We start from the raw sequence: 15,985 nt of genomic DNA on the forward strand, positions 1-15,985 counted from the left end.
GGCCCGGGGCAGGCCGCTAGCCCAGTGCCCGCAGGCCCGGTACGAAGGCCACCAGGACCGGGACCACCGGCACCAGGGCCGCCGCCGCGGTCAGGCGCAGCCGGTGCAGCGCCGGGAGGCGGTCCGGGGGGGTGAGCAGCCGGTTCACGCGCTGCGGTACGTGCGCCTGGGGAGTCGGACAGGGCCCGAACACGCCCCGGTCCTCGTTGAGCCCGACCAGCGCCAGCGCGGTCGTCAGCCGGCCGAAGCGCCGGGAGGCGGTGTCGTCTGCCGCCAGCTCGACCAGCCGGTGCATCTCGTCGCGGAACGCGGCGAAGACCGGTACCTGCGGAAAACCGTCGGCCAGCGCCGTCGAGCAGTGCAGCAGCCAGTCATGGCGGGCCTGGGCGTGCCCCTGCTCATGGGCGAGGAGGGCGTCCAGTTGACGCCCCTTCAGCCGGCCGAGAGCGGCCGTGGTGACGACGAGCCGGGGCGCGGTGCCGGGCAGCCACCAGGCGTCGGGCCGTTCGCCCTCGAGCACCACCAGCCTGCCGCCCGCCGGCTCCTCGCCGGGCAGCAGCGGGGCGCGGACGAGAAGTTCGGCCCGGTGCGCCCGCCGTCGCGAGCGGGCCCGTGCGACCTGGCGCACCAGCATCGCCAGGCTCCACAGTCCGCCGCAGGCCAGTGCCACCGCGATCGGCGCCGCCCAGGGGCCGGCCGTGCCGAGGGCGTACGCGTCCACCACCGCGCGCGGAGCCGTACCGAACACATGACCGCGCACCGCCTGCCAGGCCGCGGCCGCGCTGAGCGTCATCGACAGCGCGCAGCACAGCAGCACGGCCGCCACCACGCACTGCCACGCCCACAGGGCGACCACCGGCTCCCGGTCCGGCCAGTCGGCCCGGGCGAGCAGCCGCGGGGCGAGAGCGGCGGTCAGGGCGCCGAGCAGCAACAGGGCCGCGGGGACCATCATGGGCAGCACCCTATGAGCGCACCGCCGCCCACGGGTGGGTCCTCGGGGCCGAAGTGACGCAGGCAACGCTCGTCCCCTCCGCGTCGCCGGACCGCCCCGGGCCGTCATGTCCTCCGTGCCGCGTGTCCTCCGTGCCGCGTGTCCTCCGTGCCGCATGCCCTCCGTGCGGCTCACATCGCCAGCAGCATGGCGACCATGCCGATCCCCATCGACAGCCGGCATGCCCGTGCCAGCTCCGGACGGTCGCCCCAGCGCACCCCCGGCCCGGCACCCGCCGGGCCGGCCGAGGGCACCAGACGGGCGCCCGCCAGCAGCACGTAGCCGGTGAAGTAGAGCAGGAGCACGCCCGTCACCAGCGGCACCCCGGCACCGGTGTGCGCATGGTGCGAGGCGGGGGAGACCGCCATGGCGAGGGCCATGTAGACCATCGCCGCCGTCCCCACCAGATGGTGCAGATGGTGCGCTCCGGTACGCGCGGTCCACAGGGCCCGCAGCGCGGCCGCCGCGAACACGGCCCCGTACAGCGGCCACGCCCACCCCGGCGGGGTGAACACCGTCGCGGGCACGGCCATCGCGGCCATGCCGAACCCCATCAGCGCCTCGCCGCCCGCGGCCCGGCGCTGCTCCTCGACACCGCTGCGCATCCGCAGCAGACAGTAGGCGCCGGTGGCCGCGCACAGCGCGACCAGCAGCCAGGCCGGCGAACCCGGTCCGTGCACGCGCCACCCCCCGTTCGACGGTCGGTCGAGGGATGCGATGCCCACGGCACGCGGCGCGCACGCAAGCGCAAGGGTGTACGCGGGGAGCGTTCACCGGAGCACAGCAGGTGAGCGGAGTGAGACCCGAATGTTTTACTGATAAAACACATGCTAAATTAGTGGCTATGAGCAGTGCGATCCGACTCCGTCTCCCCCTCGCCGGAGTGCTCCGCCTCGGGCGGCCCTCCGACATCTGGTTCAAGCCCGCGCTCAGCGTGGTCGTCGCCACCGCTCCGCCCAATCTGATCCTGCTGTCCCTCGGGCGCCTCGATCTGGCGGCGTACTCGATGGCCGGCTCGCTCTGCGCGCTCTACGGCCACAACCGGCCCTACGCCGCCCGGGCCCGCGTCCTCGCCTGGGTGGTGCTCGGCATGGTCGGCGGCCTCGCCCTCGCCCTGGTCGCGGCCTCGCTCACCACCAGCGCGGTCGTCCTGGTCACCGTGGGCGCCGTCATGGCGGCCGTGCAGAAGGCGGTCTGCGACGTCACCCGCGTCGGGCCGCCGGGCAACGTGATCCTCGCCTTCATCAGCTCCGCCTCCCTCTTCATGCCGCAGAGCCTCCACCAGGTGCCAGGACACGTCGGACTGGCCCTGCTCGCGGGCGTCTGGGCCTGGCTGGTCGGCATGGCGCCCGGGCTGCTGCGCCCGCACGGCCCCGAGCGCCGGGCCACCGCGCAGGCCCTGACGGCGGCCGCCGCGTACGCCGAGACCGGCGGCACCGCCGAGGGCCACGCCAGGGCCCGCGCCGCCACCGCCGCGGCCGTGCACGCCGCGTGGCAGTCCCTGCTGGCCGGCGGTACCCGGCCCGACCGCACCCGGCGCGCCCTCGAAGGGCTCCTCGTCCGTGCCGAGGTCGCGCTGGCCGCCCCCGCCGACACCGACCCCGGCCGACTGCGCGTCTGGGCCCGCGAACTGCGGGGCACCGGCCGGATCCCGCGGATGGGGTTCCCGCGCGAGTCCGCCGACGAACTGCTCGGCGTGGACACCGAACTCGCCGCCCCGCGCCGCCCGCTGCGGCACCGGCTCGCCCCGCTCGCACCCATCGCCGCGCGCACCGCGATCGGCTGCGCCCTCGCCGGGTACGCCTCCCTGGCCCTCGGCGTCGGCCGCCCCTACTGGGCGCTGGTCACCGCTGCCTCCCTCTACCAGGCCAACGTCACCCTCACCTGGAACCGGAGCGTCCAGCGCGTCGTCGGCAACCTCCTCGGCGTCCTCGTCTTCGCCGCGGTGGCGCCGCTGGCGCACCTCCACCCGGCGGCCCTGGTACTGACCTGCCTCGCCTTCAACTTCGGCGCCGAGGCGCTGATCAGCCGCAACTACTGGCTCGGCACCGTCTGCGTCACGCCGATGGCGCTGCTCATCACCGAGTTCGCCCGCGCCCAGGACGCCGGACAGCTCATCGGCGAGCGTGTCGCCGACACCCTCGTCGGCGCACTGGTCGGCTTCGTCGCGGCCGTCGCCGTCACCAACCGGCGCGCGGGCGACCGTCTGGAACACGCGCTGACCGCCGCGGAACGCACCCGCGAGAACGCCGCGCGGCTGCTCGCCGAGCCGCACCCGGCGCCCCGCGCCCTGGAAAGTGCCCGGCGCGCCCTGGCCGGCGCCCTGGCCGACCTGCGCGCCACGGCCGACGCGGCCTCCGGCGAGTGGTGGCAGCGCGCACTGCCCGAGGAGCGGGTCGTGCTCGCCGAGCAGTCCGGACACCGTACGCTCGCCGCGACGGTACGACGCCAGGGGTTCGCCCCGCCGGCGCAGGACACGGGCAGCACGACGGAGGAAGCACGGCCATGACCCCGACGAACGGACGACCGCCGGCCGCACGCAATCGGGCCGGCGCACCGACGGGGACCGGGGCCCCCGCGCCGGGCGACGCCGGTGCGCCCGGGCCGGGCTCCACGGGCGCCGGTGCGGCCGGTCGGCCGGGTCCCGGCGGCGGCGCGGCCGAACCGGTGCCGGCGGCGGGGGCGGCGCGGGCACGGGCCCGGTCGGCCGCGGGCGGCGCCGGGACGGGCGGAGCGCCCGATGCCGGACAGGACACGGCCGGGGAGCGCTCGACGGCGCAGGCCTCCCGGGCGGGCGGCCGCCCGGAGACAGGGGGCGAGGCCGGACGTGAACGTCCGCCCGTCGGGGACACGGCCGGGCGCCGGGCCGCCGCGGACGAGGCGGGACACCGACGCAGCGCTGCCGTGGGCGAAGGACCTTCGACCGCCGCGAGTGAGGCCGGGGAGGCTGCCGGGGGCCGACGGGGGAGCGACGCCGAGAGGGGACGGCGGGACGCCGGAGGCGGTGAGGGCGACACCGTCGCCTCCGTCGTCCGGCAGTGGCGTGCCGTGCACCCCGAGCTGAACACCGGGCCCATGGAGGTCATCGGCCGGATCAACCGCTGTGCCGCCCTCCTCCAGCAGGCCGAGGACGCCCCGCTGCGCCGTGCGGGACTCAGCCGCTCCGAGTTCGACCTGCTCGGCGCGCTGCGCCGCACCGGCCACGAGCTGACCCCGGGAGAGCTGGCCCGGGAGACCTTCTCCTCCGGAGCCGCCGTCACCAAGCGGCTCAAGCAGCTCACCGAGCGCGGACTGATCGAGCGGCGCGGCGACAGCCGTGACCGCCGGGTCGCCCACCTCCGTCTGACCGACGCGGGCCGTGACCTCGTGGACGGCATCCTCCCCGAGCAGCTCGCCTACGAGACGTCCGTGCTGTCCGTCCTCGCCCCCGAGGGCCAGGGCGAACTGGCCGCGCTCCTGGGCGACCTGCTCAGCCGCCTCGAGAGCCGGATGGGCTCCCTGCGCGCCTGAGCGCGCGGGGGCCCGCCGCTCAGCCCTCCTCGCCGGACCGGTGCACCCCGAACGCCGCGCCCTGCGGGTCCCGCAGCACGGCGATGCGCGGGCCGTCCGGCACCGACGCGGGCGGCACGACGACGTCGCCGCCGGCCTCCCGCGCGACCTCGGCCGCCGCGTCGACGTCGGTCACCGCGAAGTAGGGCATCCAGTGGGCCGGCGCCTCGGCCGGGAACCGGTCGCCCATGTCCGCCATCCCGCCGAAGTCCTCCCCGCCGAGGCCCCACTGCGTGTACCACTGGGAGGCGTTGACGCTCCAGCCGAAGACCGTGGTGTAGAAGTCGCGCGCCCGGTCGGGCTCGCGGGTCGCCAGCTCCACCCAGCCGAGTGTGCCGGGCGCGTTGAACAGACCGGCGCCCTGGAAGCTCCGCGCCTGCCAGAGCTGGAACGCCGCACCCGTCGGATCCAGGGCCACCGCGAAGCGGCCCACGTCGAAGACGTCCATCGGGCCGAGGACCACCGTCCCGCCCGCCTCCGTCACCCGCCGTGCCGCGTCGTCGGCGTCCGCCACCGCGAACGACACATTCCAGGCGACCGGCTGGGTCTCCTGGTACAGCGGGCTGAGCGCCGCCACCGCGGCGTCCCCCAGATGCGCCATCGTGTACCCGCCCGCCTCCTGCCGCGGGTCCGTCTCCGGCCGCCAGCCGAACAGCTCCGCGTAGAACCGCTTGGCACCCTCCAGATCGCTGGTCCCCAGCTCGGTCCAGCAGGGTCCGCCGATCACCGGCTTGTCGAACTTCATGACGGTTCCTTCCCCGTGCCCGCTCCCGGCCCGCCCGCGGCCCGTGCCACGCAGCCTGCGGCACCTCCTCCCGAAGCTAGCCCCCACCACTGACAGCGGCCATCGGAGCGGGCTCCGTGAAGTGCCACGGCACGTGAATCGCTCGCCCCCTCCGAGCCTGGTGGCGCGCGCGATTCGCTTGCCGCCCCCGACGGCGGTCGGCCAGGGTGCGGGCATGGACGCGGACGAGACGACGGTGGGCGGGGCTCCCGAACCGGCCGGGGAGATCGCGGAGTACTACGGCCGCGACGGCGAGGACGGCAGGCTGCGTGCGGGCGCCGGACGACTGGAGCTGTGGCGCACCCAGGACGTGCTGCGCCGGCTGCTGCCACCCGCTCCGGCGCAGGTCCTGGACGTCGGGGGCGGCAGCGGTGCGCACGCGCAGTGGCTCGCCGCCGACGGGTACGCGGTGGACCTGGTCGACCCGGTGCCCCTGCACGTCGAAAGGGCGGCCCGGCTGCCCGGAGTGACCGCCCGCCTCGGCGACGCCCGTGCCCTGGACGTGCCGGACGCGTCCGTGGACGCGGTCCTGCTCCTCGGCCCCCTCTACCACCTGCCCGAGCGCGAGGACCGGGTCCGGGCCCTCGCCGAGGCCCACCGTGTGCTGCGCCCCGGTGGACTGGTGGTGGCCGCCACCATCAACCGGTACGCGGGAGTGCACGACAACCTCGCCACCGGCCTGTACTTCGACCCCGACCGGCGGCCGCAGATCGACGCCTCGGCCCGGGACGGCCTCATGCGGCCCGGCGCCGGGGCGAAGTCGCTGTTCACCACGGCCTGCTTCCACGAACCCGCGGAGGTGCCCGCCGAGTTCACCGCGGCGGGGCTCGGCGCGCACGGCCAGTACGGCGTGGAGGGCGCCGCCTGGCTGACGGGCGACATCTCCGGGCGGCTCGACGACCCCGGGGACCGGGAAGTGGTCCTGCGCGCGCTGCGGCGGTCCGAGTCCGTGCCCTCGCTGCTCGGCGTCAGCGGTCATCTGCTCACAGCGGGCGGGAAGGCCTGGTTCCCGGCCTCAGATGCCGGCCCGGTACCGCAGTGGATGGTCCGCCGGGATCTCCACCAGCACGATCGGGGTGCCGTCCGGGTCGGCGATCCACATCTCGATCAGGCCCCACGGCTCCTTCACCGGGGGCCGTACGATCTCGACGCCCTCGGCCAGCAGTTCCTCGTGCGCCGCGGCCACGTCCGCCACCTGCATCCACAGCCGCACCTCCGGCGGCGCGGGGCTCTCGGAGCGTCCCGAGACCTCCAGGAATCCGCCGCCGAGGAAGTACACGGTCCCGCGCTCGGGGCCCGTGCCGAACTCGCGGTAGACGGCCAGCCCCAGTCGCTCCCCGTAGAAGGCACGGGAGCGTTCGGGGTCGGTGGGGCGCAGAAGTGTCCGGCTGCTGAGTACATGCACCATGCAGCCGGAGCTTAGTGGCAGGGTTACCCTCGTCCCTGCTTCAGCAGCGCCCGAGATCGGAGACCGCCCCATGGAAACCGCCGCCACCGCACTGACGTTCCGCGACGCCGGTGACGTCGACGTCGACGCACTGGTCGCGCTGATCGAGTCGGCGTACCGGGGCGACGCCAGCCGGGCCGGGTGGACCACCGAGGCGGACATCCTCCAGGGGCAGCGGACCGATCCCGAGGGCGTGCGGGAGGTCCTCAAGGCGCCCGACAGCCGGCTGCTGACCGTCGAGCAGGGCGGCCGGATCGTCGCCTGCTGCCAACTCGAGCACCGGGGCGACGCCGCCTACTTCGGCATGTTCGCGGTCAGCCCCACCCTCCAGGGCGCGGGCCTCGGCAAGGCCGTCATCGCGGAGGCGGAGCGCCAGGCGCAGGCGACCTGGGGCGTCACGGAGATGCACATGACGGTGATCTCGGTCCGCGAGGAGCTGATCGCCTGGTACGAGCGCCGCGGCTACCGCCGCACGGGACGGACGACCCCGTTCCCGTACGGCGACGAGCGCTTCGGCATCCCGCAGCGCGACGACCTCCGGTTCGAGCTGCTGGTCAAGCCGCTGGCGTGACGTTCACCAGGGGGACGGCGCGCCGGATCACGCGGTGAAGCGGCCGGTGCGCTTGATCTCCGGGTAGTCGGTGGTCGCCCCGTCCAGCCCGAGGGCCCGGACGAGCCGCAGATGGTCCTGGGTGTTGACCACCCACCCGATGACGGCCAGATCGGCCGCCCGCGCCTGCTCGACGACCTCGAGGCTCAGCCGCCGGATGTTGAGGCAGACGGTCGCGGCCCCCGCCGTCCTGGCGCGGTCCACCACGTCGGTGCCGTAGCGGCTGGCGATGAGCGCGGTGCGCACGCCCGGCACCAGCCGGGCGATCTCGGCGATGGCCTCGTCGTGGAAGGAGGACACCTCCACCCGCGAGACCAGGTCCCGCCGGTGCATGACCTCCGCCAGCGCCCGGGCCGCCGCCACGTCCTTGATCTCCGCCTGCAACGGCGTCCGCACCGCGTCCAGGACCTCCTCGAAGACCGGCACGCGCTCCCCGCGGCCCGCGTCCAGGGCGCGCAGCTCCGCGAGGGTCATCTCGGCGATGGGCCCGGTGCCGTCGGTCGTCCGGTCCACCTCGGCGTCGTGCATGACGACCAGGGCGCCGTCCTTGCTCAGGTGCAGATCGAGTTCGATCAGGTCGAGGCCGGCCTGTTGCGCGGCGACGAAGGAACGAAGGGTGTTCTCGGGCTCCACACCCATGACCCCGCGGTGACCGATGGTAAGGAAGTTCAAGGCTCAACCCGCTTCCGTCGACGGCGGCTCGGCGCCCGCGGACCCGACGGGCGTCGCTGTCCACGCGGCTGAGTCGCAGCCTAACGGCCGGGTCCCGTGATGAACCCGCGTCTGCGCCGGGGATCGGAGCGCGGGGCGTGCGGCGACTGGCTCGTATCCGCCTCTGTCGTCACCCGGGCGTGGGCGCGTCCCTCGGGAGTTGACCGTCTGGATCCGAGCGGTTCCCACGGCTCTCGCGGTGCTCCGGCCCTCAACGAAAGTGACCGCCGTCACGGTTTCGGGCAGGAAAAACAGCGGTGACCATGGGGTTGCGCAGAATAATTTCCCGAGCTGCCTCTTGCTGGGAGAAACGGGGTATGCGTACGGTGTTCGTACGCGAGGTTCTCCCGTGGAGGATGGGACATGACGGAAATTCTTGTGCAGGCGGCTACGGAGGAGAAGGTTCCTTCGCTGACCAGGGTGGTTGAGCACCCGGCCTGGCCCGTGCTCAAGGATGCCGTGGAGCAGATCCGGCCATGGCAGTCCAAGGACGGATCGATCGACTTCGGGGCCGAGGGCGCCCCGGAGCGTGCCGACGCCGGGGCCGCAGTGCGCCGTGTCGTCGAGTCGGTCGAGCGGCTCTCCCCGCTGCTCCCGCACGACGCGGCCTACCACGAGGCACTCGTCGGGGACCTGCGCCGCTGGGCGGAGGAGGGCTTCCAGGTACCGGACTTCCTCGACTCCCTGCTGGCGTTCCAGCCCGCGGCGGGCCGCGCGGACGGCCTCCAGCACCTGGTCGTCTTCCCGATGTACACCCAGAACGGCAACCCCGACCGCAACCTCGAGGCGGTCGTGCTGCGCATGGTCTGGCCGGACTGGCTGGCCGAACTGGAGCGCACCCGGTACGACAACCCGCTCTTCTGTGGCATCAAGTTCGAGGACTTCACGGCCGGCTACGACACCAACTCCGCGGTCCTCTTCCCGGAGACCATCGCCGTGCGCGAAGCGCCGGAACGGTTCTCCTGGGGCGGCATCTTCTGCGACCGCGAGGCCGCCCGCTTCCGCCGGGTCACCGACGCCTCCGTGGACATACTGGGCCTGAAGCTGCCCGAGGACATCGCCTCGATGATCCACGACCAGAAGCGCTGCGAAGAGGCCTTCGTGCTCTGGGACATGGTCCACGACCGCACCCACAGCCACGGTGACCTGCCGTTCGACCCGTTCATGATCAAGCAGCGCCAGCCGTTCTGGATGTACGGCCTGGAGGAACTGCGCTGCGACCTCACCGCCTTCAAGGAGGCCGTGAAGCTCGAGGCCGACGGCGTCCCGCAGGCCCGCGACGTGCAGTACGCGGTGCTCTTCGACCGCATGTTCCGCTTCCCGGTCACCGGCGACCGCAACCGCAACTACGACGGCCTCGGCGGCCAGCTGCTCTTCGCCTACCTGCACAAGCACGATGTCGTCCGCTGGACCGACAACAAGCTCTCCATCGACTGGGAGCGCGCCCCGCAGGTCACCAACCAGCTGTGCGCCGAGATCGAGAAGCTGTACAAGGACGGCATCGACCGCCCCAAGCTGGTGCACTGGTTCGCCGGCTACGAGCTGGTCGCCACCTACCTGGCCCCGCACCCCGGCTCCAAGTGGGCCAAGGGCCCGGACGCCCTGGACCTGTCCCTGCCGCCGCGCAAGCTCGTCGACGACGTGCTTCCGGACGAGTTTCCGCTGAGCATGTTCTATGAGGCCCTGTCCAAGAAGCTGAAGAACGTGATCGCCTCCACCAGGGGCATCACCGCGGACGGCGCCGAGCGGATCGCCGCGTGAGCGACCGCCTCAACGACACTGCTCAAGAGGGGAAGAACATGGTGGGGAACGGGTCTCTCAGTGGTGCGGTGATCGCGGTGGCCGGCGCGGGCGGACCCGCCGGGCACGCCGCGCTGGTCCGGCTCGCCGAGGCGGGCGCGATCGTCGTCGGCGCCGACAACAACCCCGAGCGTCTCGCGGAGGCCGTGGACGCGGCCCGCTACGCGGGCGGCGGGGCCACGGTCACGGGTGAGACGGTCGACCTGCTCGACCTGGGCTCCACCCGTGCCTGGGCCGACCGCACCGAGAAGGAGTTCGGCCGCATCGACGGCCTGGTCCACCTCGTCGGCGGCTGGCGCGGCAGCGCCACCTTCGCCGAGACCGACCTCGCCGACTGGGAGCTGCTGGAGAAGCTGCTGGTCCGCACCGTCCAGAACACCTCCCTGGCCTTCTACGACGTCCTGCAGCGCAGCGACCGCGGCCGCTATCTGCTGATCAGCGCCGCCGGCGCGTCGAAGCCCACCGCCGGGAACGCGGCGTACTCCGCCGCCAAGGCCGCGGCGGAGGCCTGGACGCTCGCCATGGCGGACGGCTTCCGCAAGGCGGGGGGCGAGGCGGGCCCGCGCTCGGCGGCTGCCATCCTGGTGGTGAAGGCACTGGTGCACGACGCGATGCGCGCCGAACGCCCCAACGCGAAGTTCGCGGGCTTCACGGACGTCAAGGACCTGGCCGAGGCCATCGAGGGCGTCTGGAGCAAGACCGCCGCCGAAGTGAACGGAAACCGTCTGTGGCTGACCGAGAAGCCGTGAACCCTCCGAGGACCGACGCGCGTCGTCACCACGACCCCGAGGTCCGCGGTTTCGCCAGTGACAACTACGCCGGAGTGCACCCGGAGGTGCTGGCCGCCATCGCCCTGGCCAACGGCGGCCACCAGGTGGCGTACGGCGAGGACGACTACACCGAGAACCTCCAGCGGATCGTCCGTGGCCACTTCGGCGCCACGGCGGAGGCCTTCCCGGTCTTCAACGGCACCGGCGCGAACGTCGTCGCGCTCCAGGCGGTCACCGATCGCTGGGGCGCGGTGATCTGCGCCGAGAGCGCGCACATCAACGTCGACGAGGGCGGCGCCCCCGAGCGCATGGGCGGTCTGAAGCTGCTCACCGTGCCCACGCCGGACGGCAAGCTCACGCCCGAGCTGATCGACCGGCAGGCCTTCGGCTGGGAGGACGAGCACCGTGCCATGCCGCAGGTCGTGTCGATCACCCAGAGCACAGAGCTGGGCACGCTCTACACGCCCGGCGAGATCCGCGCGATCTGCGAGCACGCCCACGCGCGCGGCATGAAGGTGCACCTGGACGGCTCCCGGATAGCGAACGCCGCCGCGTCCCTCGACGTGCCGATGCGGACCTTCACCAACGCCGTCGGCGTGGACATCCTCTCGCTCGGCGGCACGAAGAACGGCGCCCTGTTCGGCGAGGCGGTCGTGGTCATCAACCAGGACGCGGTCTCCCACATGAAGCACATCCGGAAGATGAGCATGCAGCTCGCTTCCAAGATGCGCTTCGTGTCGGTGCAGCTGGAGGCGCTGCTCGCCAAGGACCTCTGGCTGCGCAACGCCCGCCACGCCAACGAGATGGCCCAGCGGCTGGCCGAGGGCGTGCGGGCGGTCCACGGAGTGGAGATCCTCTACCCGGTGCAGGCCAACGGCGTCTTCGCGCGGCTGCCGCACGAGGTGAGCGTGCGCCTGCAGAAGCGGTTCCGCTTCTACTTCTGGGACGAGGCCGCCGGCGATGTGCGCTGGATGTGCTCCTTCGACACCACGGAGGAGGACGTCGACCTCTTCGTGGCGGCGCTCAAGGAGGAGATGGCGCGGTAGTCCCCGTCTATGCATAGATATGCGATCACCTGGAAAGTCATTGACTGCCGGGTGATCGCATACCTATGCTCTGCGGGCATGGAGCTGATCCAGGACACCGCCGACCTGTCCGCCTATCTGGCCGCTGACGAGGTCATCGACCATCATCATCCGGTCGTGCGGGCGACGGCCGCCCGCCTCGCCGAGGATGTCGCGGACTCGTATGCCTATGCACAGGCCGCGTATGAGTTCGTGCGCGACACCGTCCCGCACTCCGCCGACGCGGACGACCCGCGCGTGACCTGGCGGGCCTCCGACGTACTGGCGCTGCGCACGGGCATCTGCCACGCCAAGGCGCACGCCCTGGCGGCCCTGCTGCGCGCCGAGGACATTCCGACGGCGCTGTGCTACCAGCGGCTGACGCACGACGACGGCAGCGGTCATGTCCTGCACGGCCTGGTGGCGGTGCGCTTCCACGGCGCCTGGCACCGGCAGGATCCGCGCGGCAACAAGCCCGGTGTGGACGCCCAGTTCTCCTTGAACGGCGAGCGGCTGGCCTGGATCCCGGACCCCGCGTCGCACGAGGCGGACTACCCGGTCCTGTACGCCGGACCGCATCCGGCCGTCGTCGGCGCGCTCAAGGCGGCCCCGGACCGGCCGTATCTGTGGCGGACGTTGCCCGACAGCCTGTAGGACGACGCGGCCCGCCGTGAACGTGGCCGCGTGCCGGTGAGATTCGGCCGGCGGCGGGTCAGTGCGCCTCGGCCGCCCTCAGCTGCTCCACCGTCGGCGCCGAACCGCCCAGATGGGCCGGCATCCACCAGGAGTCCTCCGAGCCCTTGGGGCGCGCGGGGTAGGCACGCTGGGCGGCGTCGAGCATCTCCTGCACGCGCTCGCGCAGACGGCGGGTGATGGCGCCCGCGTACTGGTCGCGCGGCGCCTCGACCGGCTCGCCGACCCGGATGGTGACCGGGGTGTGGCTGCGCCGGAAGTTGCGCGGCTGTCCCTTGGTCCACAGCCGCTGGGTGCCCCACACCGCCATCGGGACGAGCGGCACGCCCGCCTCCTGGGCCAGGCGGGCGGCGCCCGACTTGAAGCTCTTCAGCGTGAACGACTGCGAGATCGTGGCCTCCGGGAACACCCCGATGACCTCGCCCGAGCGCAGCGAGTCCAGGGCGTGCTCGTACGCCGCCTCACCCTGCCGACGGTCCACCGGGATGTGCTTCATCCCGCGCATCAGCGGGCCGGACACCTTGTGCCGGAACACGGACTCCTTCGCCATGAAACGCACCAGGCGCTTCTGCGGCAGGGCGGCCAGCCCGTTGAAGATGAAGTCCAGGTAGCTGATGTGATTGCTCACCAGCACCGCACCGCCCGAGCGTGGGATGTTCTCCGACCCCTGGCAGTCGATCTTCAGGTCCCAGGCCTTGAACAGCGTCTTGGCGAGACCGATGACGGGACGGTAGACCAGCTCTGCCATGGGCGGGGTGGACCCTTTCTGCTCTGCTCGGGAAAGGGGGCTCCCGGCGGTAAGTTACGCAGCCGTAGGTTTTACGGCGTCTCGCAGATCGTGCCCGAAGAACGGACGGGTAGCCAGTCCTGGTGCCCGGACACGGCGAGATCCTCGTCACTCCGGTCGTACCGTCACCCTCTTGAGCAGCAGGTACATCTCGCACCCCAGGCAGTGGCCGAACGCGGCGTCGAGGGCATTCCGCAACGGCGGCTCATCCGGGGGAGGCGGGAATCTTTGCGGTCTTGTGAACGCTTGTGCCGAAGACGGCCGGACTGATGGTGTGCGTGGCGGTGCTCGTCGTGGCGAGCGCCTACGCAGTGCCGCACAGGCGGCGGAGCGGGAGGGTACGGGTGCGCGTGCGGGACGACGACAGACGGCTCGGTGCGGCGGAGCTGGGCGGCGAACTGGGCGCGCGGGCCACGCTGGTGCAGTTCTCCAGCGCCTTCTGCGCCCCCTGCCGGGCCACCCGGCGCGTCCTCGGCGAGGTCGCGGAGATGGTGCCGGGCGTCATCCACGTCGAGATCGACGCCGAGGCCCGCCTGGACCTCGTACGGGCGCTGGACATCCTCAAGACGCCCACCGTGCTGGTCCTGGACGCCGAGGGGCGGGTCGTGCGGCGCGCCGCCGGACAGCCGCGCAGGGCGGATGTGATCGCCGCACTCGGGGAGGCGGTGTGAGGCCCCCGGGAGCCGGGTGAGCCTCCTCCCGGATCGCGGACCGAACTTGACTGTGCGTGTCATCTGTCGTCAGCCTGGCCCTGTGCCGACCGAACTCCTTCTCTTCGGGCGGGTCCACGTCGACCTGGCCCGCACCGCGAGCGCTCGCTGTCCGGGCTGTTGACCAGCCCCGGCCCTGCTCGAACCCTCTCGCAGAAGGACAATTCCGTGACGGCCACCCCCGAACTCGGCGCCTACCGGCTCGCCTCTCCCGACCTGCTCCGCTCCACCTTCCGCCGGCACGCCGCCGGTGTGGCGGTGATCACCGCACGCGGCGCCGCGGGACCGGCCGGCTTCACCGCCACCTCCCTCACGTCCGTCTCCGCCGAGCCGCCGCTCGTCTCCTTCGGTATCGGCACCGGCGCTTCGAGCTGGCCCGCCGTGGCGACGTCCGAGTACGTCGGCATCCACATACTCGGTGAGCACCAGAGCGACCTGGCGGCCACCTTCGCCCGCAGCGGGGCCGACCGGTTCGGCGCGCCCACCGCCTGGCGCGAGGGCCCGGAGGGCGTACCCGTGCTCGACGACGTGCTCGCCTGGCTGGTCTGCCGCGTGGTCGGCCGGGTCCCGGCCGGCGACCACCGGATCGTGCTCGCCGAGGTGGTCCTCGGTGACTCCACGGGCGCCGGCCGGCCCCTCCTGTACCACCAGGGCCGCTTCAACGGACTGCGGGACTGAGCACACCGCCGGCGGCCTGCGTGGACGTCGAATTCCGGTTACGCTGCGTTGCGAAGGTCACAGTTCAAAGCGCTTGCTTAGCGGGCAGGAACTGGATGTACTGACGAGTAATATTTCGGTCGGAGCGCGCGGACGCCCCGACCGGGATCGGCCGCTTGAGGCGCCTATGCTGCCTCCAAGAGGCAGCCCGGAAATGACGATGCAGTAGGAGAGCCGGCGTGAGCTTGAGGATCGTTGTCACTGTGAAGTACGTGCCCGACGCCACTGGCGACCGGCACTTCGCCGATGACCTGACCGTCGACCGCGACGACGTGGACGGTCTGCTCTCCGAGCTGGACGAGTACGCGGTGGAGCAGGCGCTGCAGATCGCGGAGGACGCGGACGACGCCGAGGTCACCGTGCTGACCATCGGCCCCGAGGACGCCAAGGACGCGCTGCGCAAGGCGCTGTCGATGGGTGCCGACAAGGCGGTCCACGTCGAGGACGACGACCTGCACGGCACCGACGCCATCGGCACCTCGCTGGTGCTGGCCAAGGCCATCGAGAAGGCCGGTTACGACCTGGTGATCTCCGGCATGGCCTCCACCGACGGCACCATGGGTGTCGTCCCGGCGCTGGTCGCCGAGCGTCTCGGCGTGCCGCAGGTCACCCTGCTCTCCGAGGTCTCGGTCGAGGACGGCACGGTCAGGGGCCGCCGCGACGGCGACGCCGCCAGCGAGCAGCTCGAGGCCTCCCTGCCGGCCGTCGTGTCCGTCACCGACCAGTCGGGCGAGGCGCGCTATCCGTCGTTCAAGGGCATCATGGCGGCCAAGAAGAAGCCGGTGGAGTCCTGGGACCTGTCCGACCTGGACATCGAGGCCGGGGAAGTCGGCCTGGAGGGTGCCTGGACCAGGGTCGAGGCCGCGAACGAGCGTCCGGCCCGCACGGCCGGCACCATCGTCAAGGACGAGGGCGAGGGCGGCAAGCAGCTCGCCGAGTACCTCGCGAGCCAGAAGTTCATCTAAGGGCTCGCACCCGCTGACCGCCCCTCAACTTCGTTACGCAGGAGAGCAATCCCATGGCTGAAGTCCTCGTCTACGTCGACCACGTGGACGGTGCCGTCCGCAAGCCCACCCTCGAGCTGCTGACCCTGGCCCGCCGCATCGGCGAGCCCGTCGCGGTCGCGCTGGGCAACGGCGCCGCCGACACCGCCGCCACGCTCGCCGAGCACGGCGCGGTGAAGGTCCTCACCCACGACGCGTCCGAGTACGCCGACTACCTGGTCGTGCCGAAGGTGGACGCCCTGCAGGCCGCCCACGAGGCCGTCTCCCCGGCCGCCGTGCTGGTCCCGTCCTCCGCCGAGGGCAAGGAGATCGCCGCCCGTCTGGCGCTGCGCATCGGCTCCGGCATCA

Annotated in this window: 16 protein-coding genes and 2 pseudogenes; 12 read left to right on the forward strand and 6 right to left on the reverse strand. The window is 72.7% G+C overall.

Going from position 1 to position 15,985, the window contains the following annotated elements; genetic code table 11:
• Positions 1 to 16: 16 nt before the first annotated feature.
• A complete protein-coding gene (locus tag ABZ478_RS16220; RefSeq protein WP_359549531.1) occupies positions 17 to 952 on the reverse strand; it encodes a M56 family metallopeptidase in 936 nt (311 codons plus the stop codon).
• 170 nt (positions 953 to 1,122) lie between these two features.
• Positions 1,123 to 1,671 (reverse strand): DUF5134 domain-containing protein, encoded by a 549-nt coding sequence (locus tag ABZ478_RS16225; protein ID WP_359549533.1) that lies wholly within the window; start codon positions 1,669 to 1,671, stop codon positions 1,123 to 1,125.
• A 164-nt stretch (positions 1,672 to 1,835) separates the two neighbouring features.
• Between ABZ478_RS16225 and ABZ478_RS16230 the strand changes: the two genes are divergently transcribed.
• Both ABZ478_RS16230 and ABZ478_RS16235 read left to right on the forward strand, forming a co-directional pair.
• A complete protein-coding gene (locus ABZ478_RS16230) occupies positions 1,836 to 3,500 on the forward strand; it encodes an FUSC family protein (RefSeq protein WP_359549536.1) in 1,665 nt (554 codons plus the stop codon).
• Positions 3,501 to 3,895: 395 nt separating this feature from the next.
• Positions 3,896 to 4,501 (forward strand): MarR family transcriptional regulator, encoded by a 606-nt coding sequence (locus ABZ478_RS16235; protein WP_359549538.1) that lies wholly within the window; start codon positions 3,896 to 3,898, stop codon positions 4,499 to 4,501.
• 19 nt (positions 4,502 to 4,520) lie between these two features.
• Here ABZ478_RS16235 and ABZ478_RS16240 read toward each other — a convergent pair whose 3' ends face one another.
• Positions 4,521 to 5,285: a VOC family protein gene (locus ABZ478_RS16240; RefSeq protein WP_359549540.1), complete on the reverse strand. Its 765-nt coding sequence runs from the start codon at positions 5,283 to 5,285 to the stop codon at positions 4,521 to 4,523.
• 214 nt (positions 5,286 to 5,499) lie between these two features.
• Between ABZ478_RS16240 and ABZ478_RS16245 the strand changes: the two are divergent.
• Positions 5,500 to 6,324: pseudogene (locus ABZ478_RS16245) on the forward strand (class I SAM-dependent methyltransferase); the annotation flags it as partial.
• Between the two features lie 15 nt (positions 6,325 to 6,339).
• Here ABZ478_RS16245 and ABZ478_RS16250 read toward each other — a convergent pair.
• Positions 6,340 to 6,732, reverse strand: coding sequence for a VOC family protein (locus tag ABZ478_RS16250; protein WP_359549586.1), 393 nt, complete (start codon positions 6,730 to 6,732; stop codon positions 6,340 to 6,342).
• 70 nt (positions 6,733 to 6,802) lie between these two features.
• On the opposite strand from ABZ478_RS16250, the gene ABZ478_RS16255 reads away from it, so the two are divergent.
• Positions 6,803 to 7,342, forward strand: coding sequence for a GNAT family N-acetyltransferase (locus ABZ478_RS16255; RefSeq protein WP_359549543.1), 540 nt, complete (start codon positions 6,803 to 6,805; stop codon positions 7,340 to 7,342).
• A gap of 27 nt (positions 7,343 to 7,369) precedes the next feature.
• Here ABZ478_RS16255 and ABZ478_RS16260 read toward each other — a convergent pair whose 3' ends face one another.
• Positions 7,370 to 8,053 (reverse strand): glycerophosphodiester phosphodiesterase family protein, encoded by a 684-nt coding sequence (locus tag ABZ478_RS16260; protein WP_358929158.1) that lies wholly within the window; start codon positions 8,051 to 8,053, stop codon positions 7,370 to 7,372.
• Between the two features lie 402 nt (positions 8,054 to 8,455).
• On the opposite strand from ABZ478_RS16260, the gene ABZ478_RS16265 reads away from it, so the two are divergent.
• The 4 genes from ABZ478_RS16265 to ABZ478_RS16280 all read left to right on the forward strand — a co-directional run bounded on the left by ABZ478_RS16265 (position 8,456) and on the right by ABZ478_RS16280 (position 12,380).
• Complete coding sequence (locus tag ABZ478_RS16265) at positions 8,456 to 9,853, forward strand: DUF6421 family protein (RefSeq protein WP_359549545.1); 1,398 nt, start codon at positions 8,456 to 8,458, stop codon at positions 9,851 to 9,853.
• A 38-nt stretch (positions 9,854 to 9,891) separates the two neighbouring features.
• Complete coding sequence (locus ABZ478_RS16270; protein ID WP_359549548.1) at positions 9,892 to 10,641, forward strand: SDR family oxidoreductase; 750 nt, start codon at positions 9,892 to 9,894, stop codon at positions 10,639 to 10,641.
• A complete protein-coding gene (locus ABZ478_RS16275) occupies positions 10,638 to 11,708 on the forward strand; it encodes a low specificity L-threonine aldolase (protein ID WP_359549551.1) in 1,071 nt (356 codons plus the stop codon). Before ABZ478_RS16270 ends, ABZ478_RS16275 begins: the two co-directional genes overlap by 4 nt.
• Positions 11,709 to 11,786: 78 nt before the next feature.
• A complete protein-coding gene (locus ABZ478_RS16280; RefSeq protein ID WP_359549554.1) occupies positions 11,787 to 12,380 on the forward strand; it encodes a transglutaminase domain-containing protein in 594 nt (197 codons plus the stop codon).
• Positions 12,381 to 12,438: 58 nt separating this feature from the next.
• Here ABZ478_RS16280 and ABZ478_RS16285 read toward each other — a convergent pair whose 3' ends face one another.
• Positions 12,439 to 13,167 (reverse strand): lysophospholipid acyltransferase family protein, encoded by a 729-nt coding sequence (locus ABZ478_RS16285; protein ID WP_359549556.1) that lies wholly within the window; start codon positions 13,165 to 13,167, stop codon positions 12,439 to 12,441.
• Between the two features lie 308 nt (positions 13,168 to 13,475).
• Between ABZ478_RS16285 and ABZ478_RS16290 the strand changes: the two genes are divergently transcribed.
• The 4 genes and pseudogenes from ABZ478_RS16290 to ABZ478_RS16305 form a co-directional block, all read left to right on the forward strand.
• Entirely contained in the window at positions 13,476 to 13,877 is a 402-nt protein-coding gene (locus ABZ478_RS16290; RefSeq protein ID WP_359549588.1) for a thioredoxin family protein, read from the forward strand.
• Between the two features lie 207 nt (positions 13,878 to 14,084).
• A complete protein-coding gene (locus ABZ478_RS16295) occupies positions 14,085 to 14,594 on the forward strand; it encodes a flavin reductase family protein (protein ID WP_359549559.1) in 510 nt (169 codons plus the stop codon).
• 218 nt (positions 14,595 to 14,812) lie between these two features.
• Entirely contained in the window at positions 14,813 to 15,598 is a 786-nt protein-coding gene (locus tag ABZ478_RS16300) for an electron transfer flavoprotein subunit beta/FixA family protein (RefSeq protein WP_359549561.1), read from the forward strand.
• A 53-nt stretch (positions 15,599 to 15,651) separates the two neighbouring features.
• Positions 15,652 to 15,985, forward strand: a pseudogene (locus ABZ478_RS16305) (electron transfer flavoprotein subunit alpha/FixB family protein); the annotation flags it as partial.

This window comes from Streptomyces sp. NPDC005706, from assembly GCF_040631045.1.
Classification (GTDB): domain Bacteria; phylum Actinomycetota; class Actinomycetes; order Streptomycetales; family Streptomycetaceae; genus Streptomyces.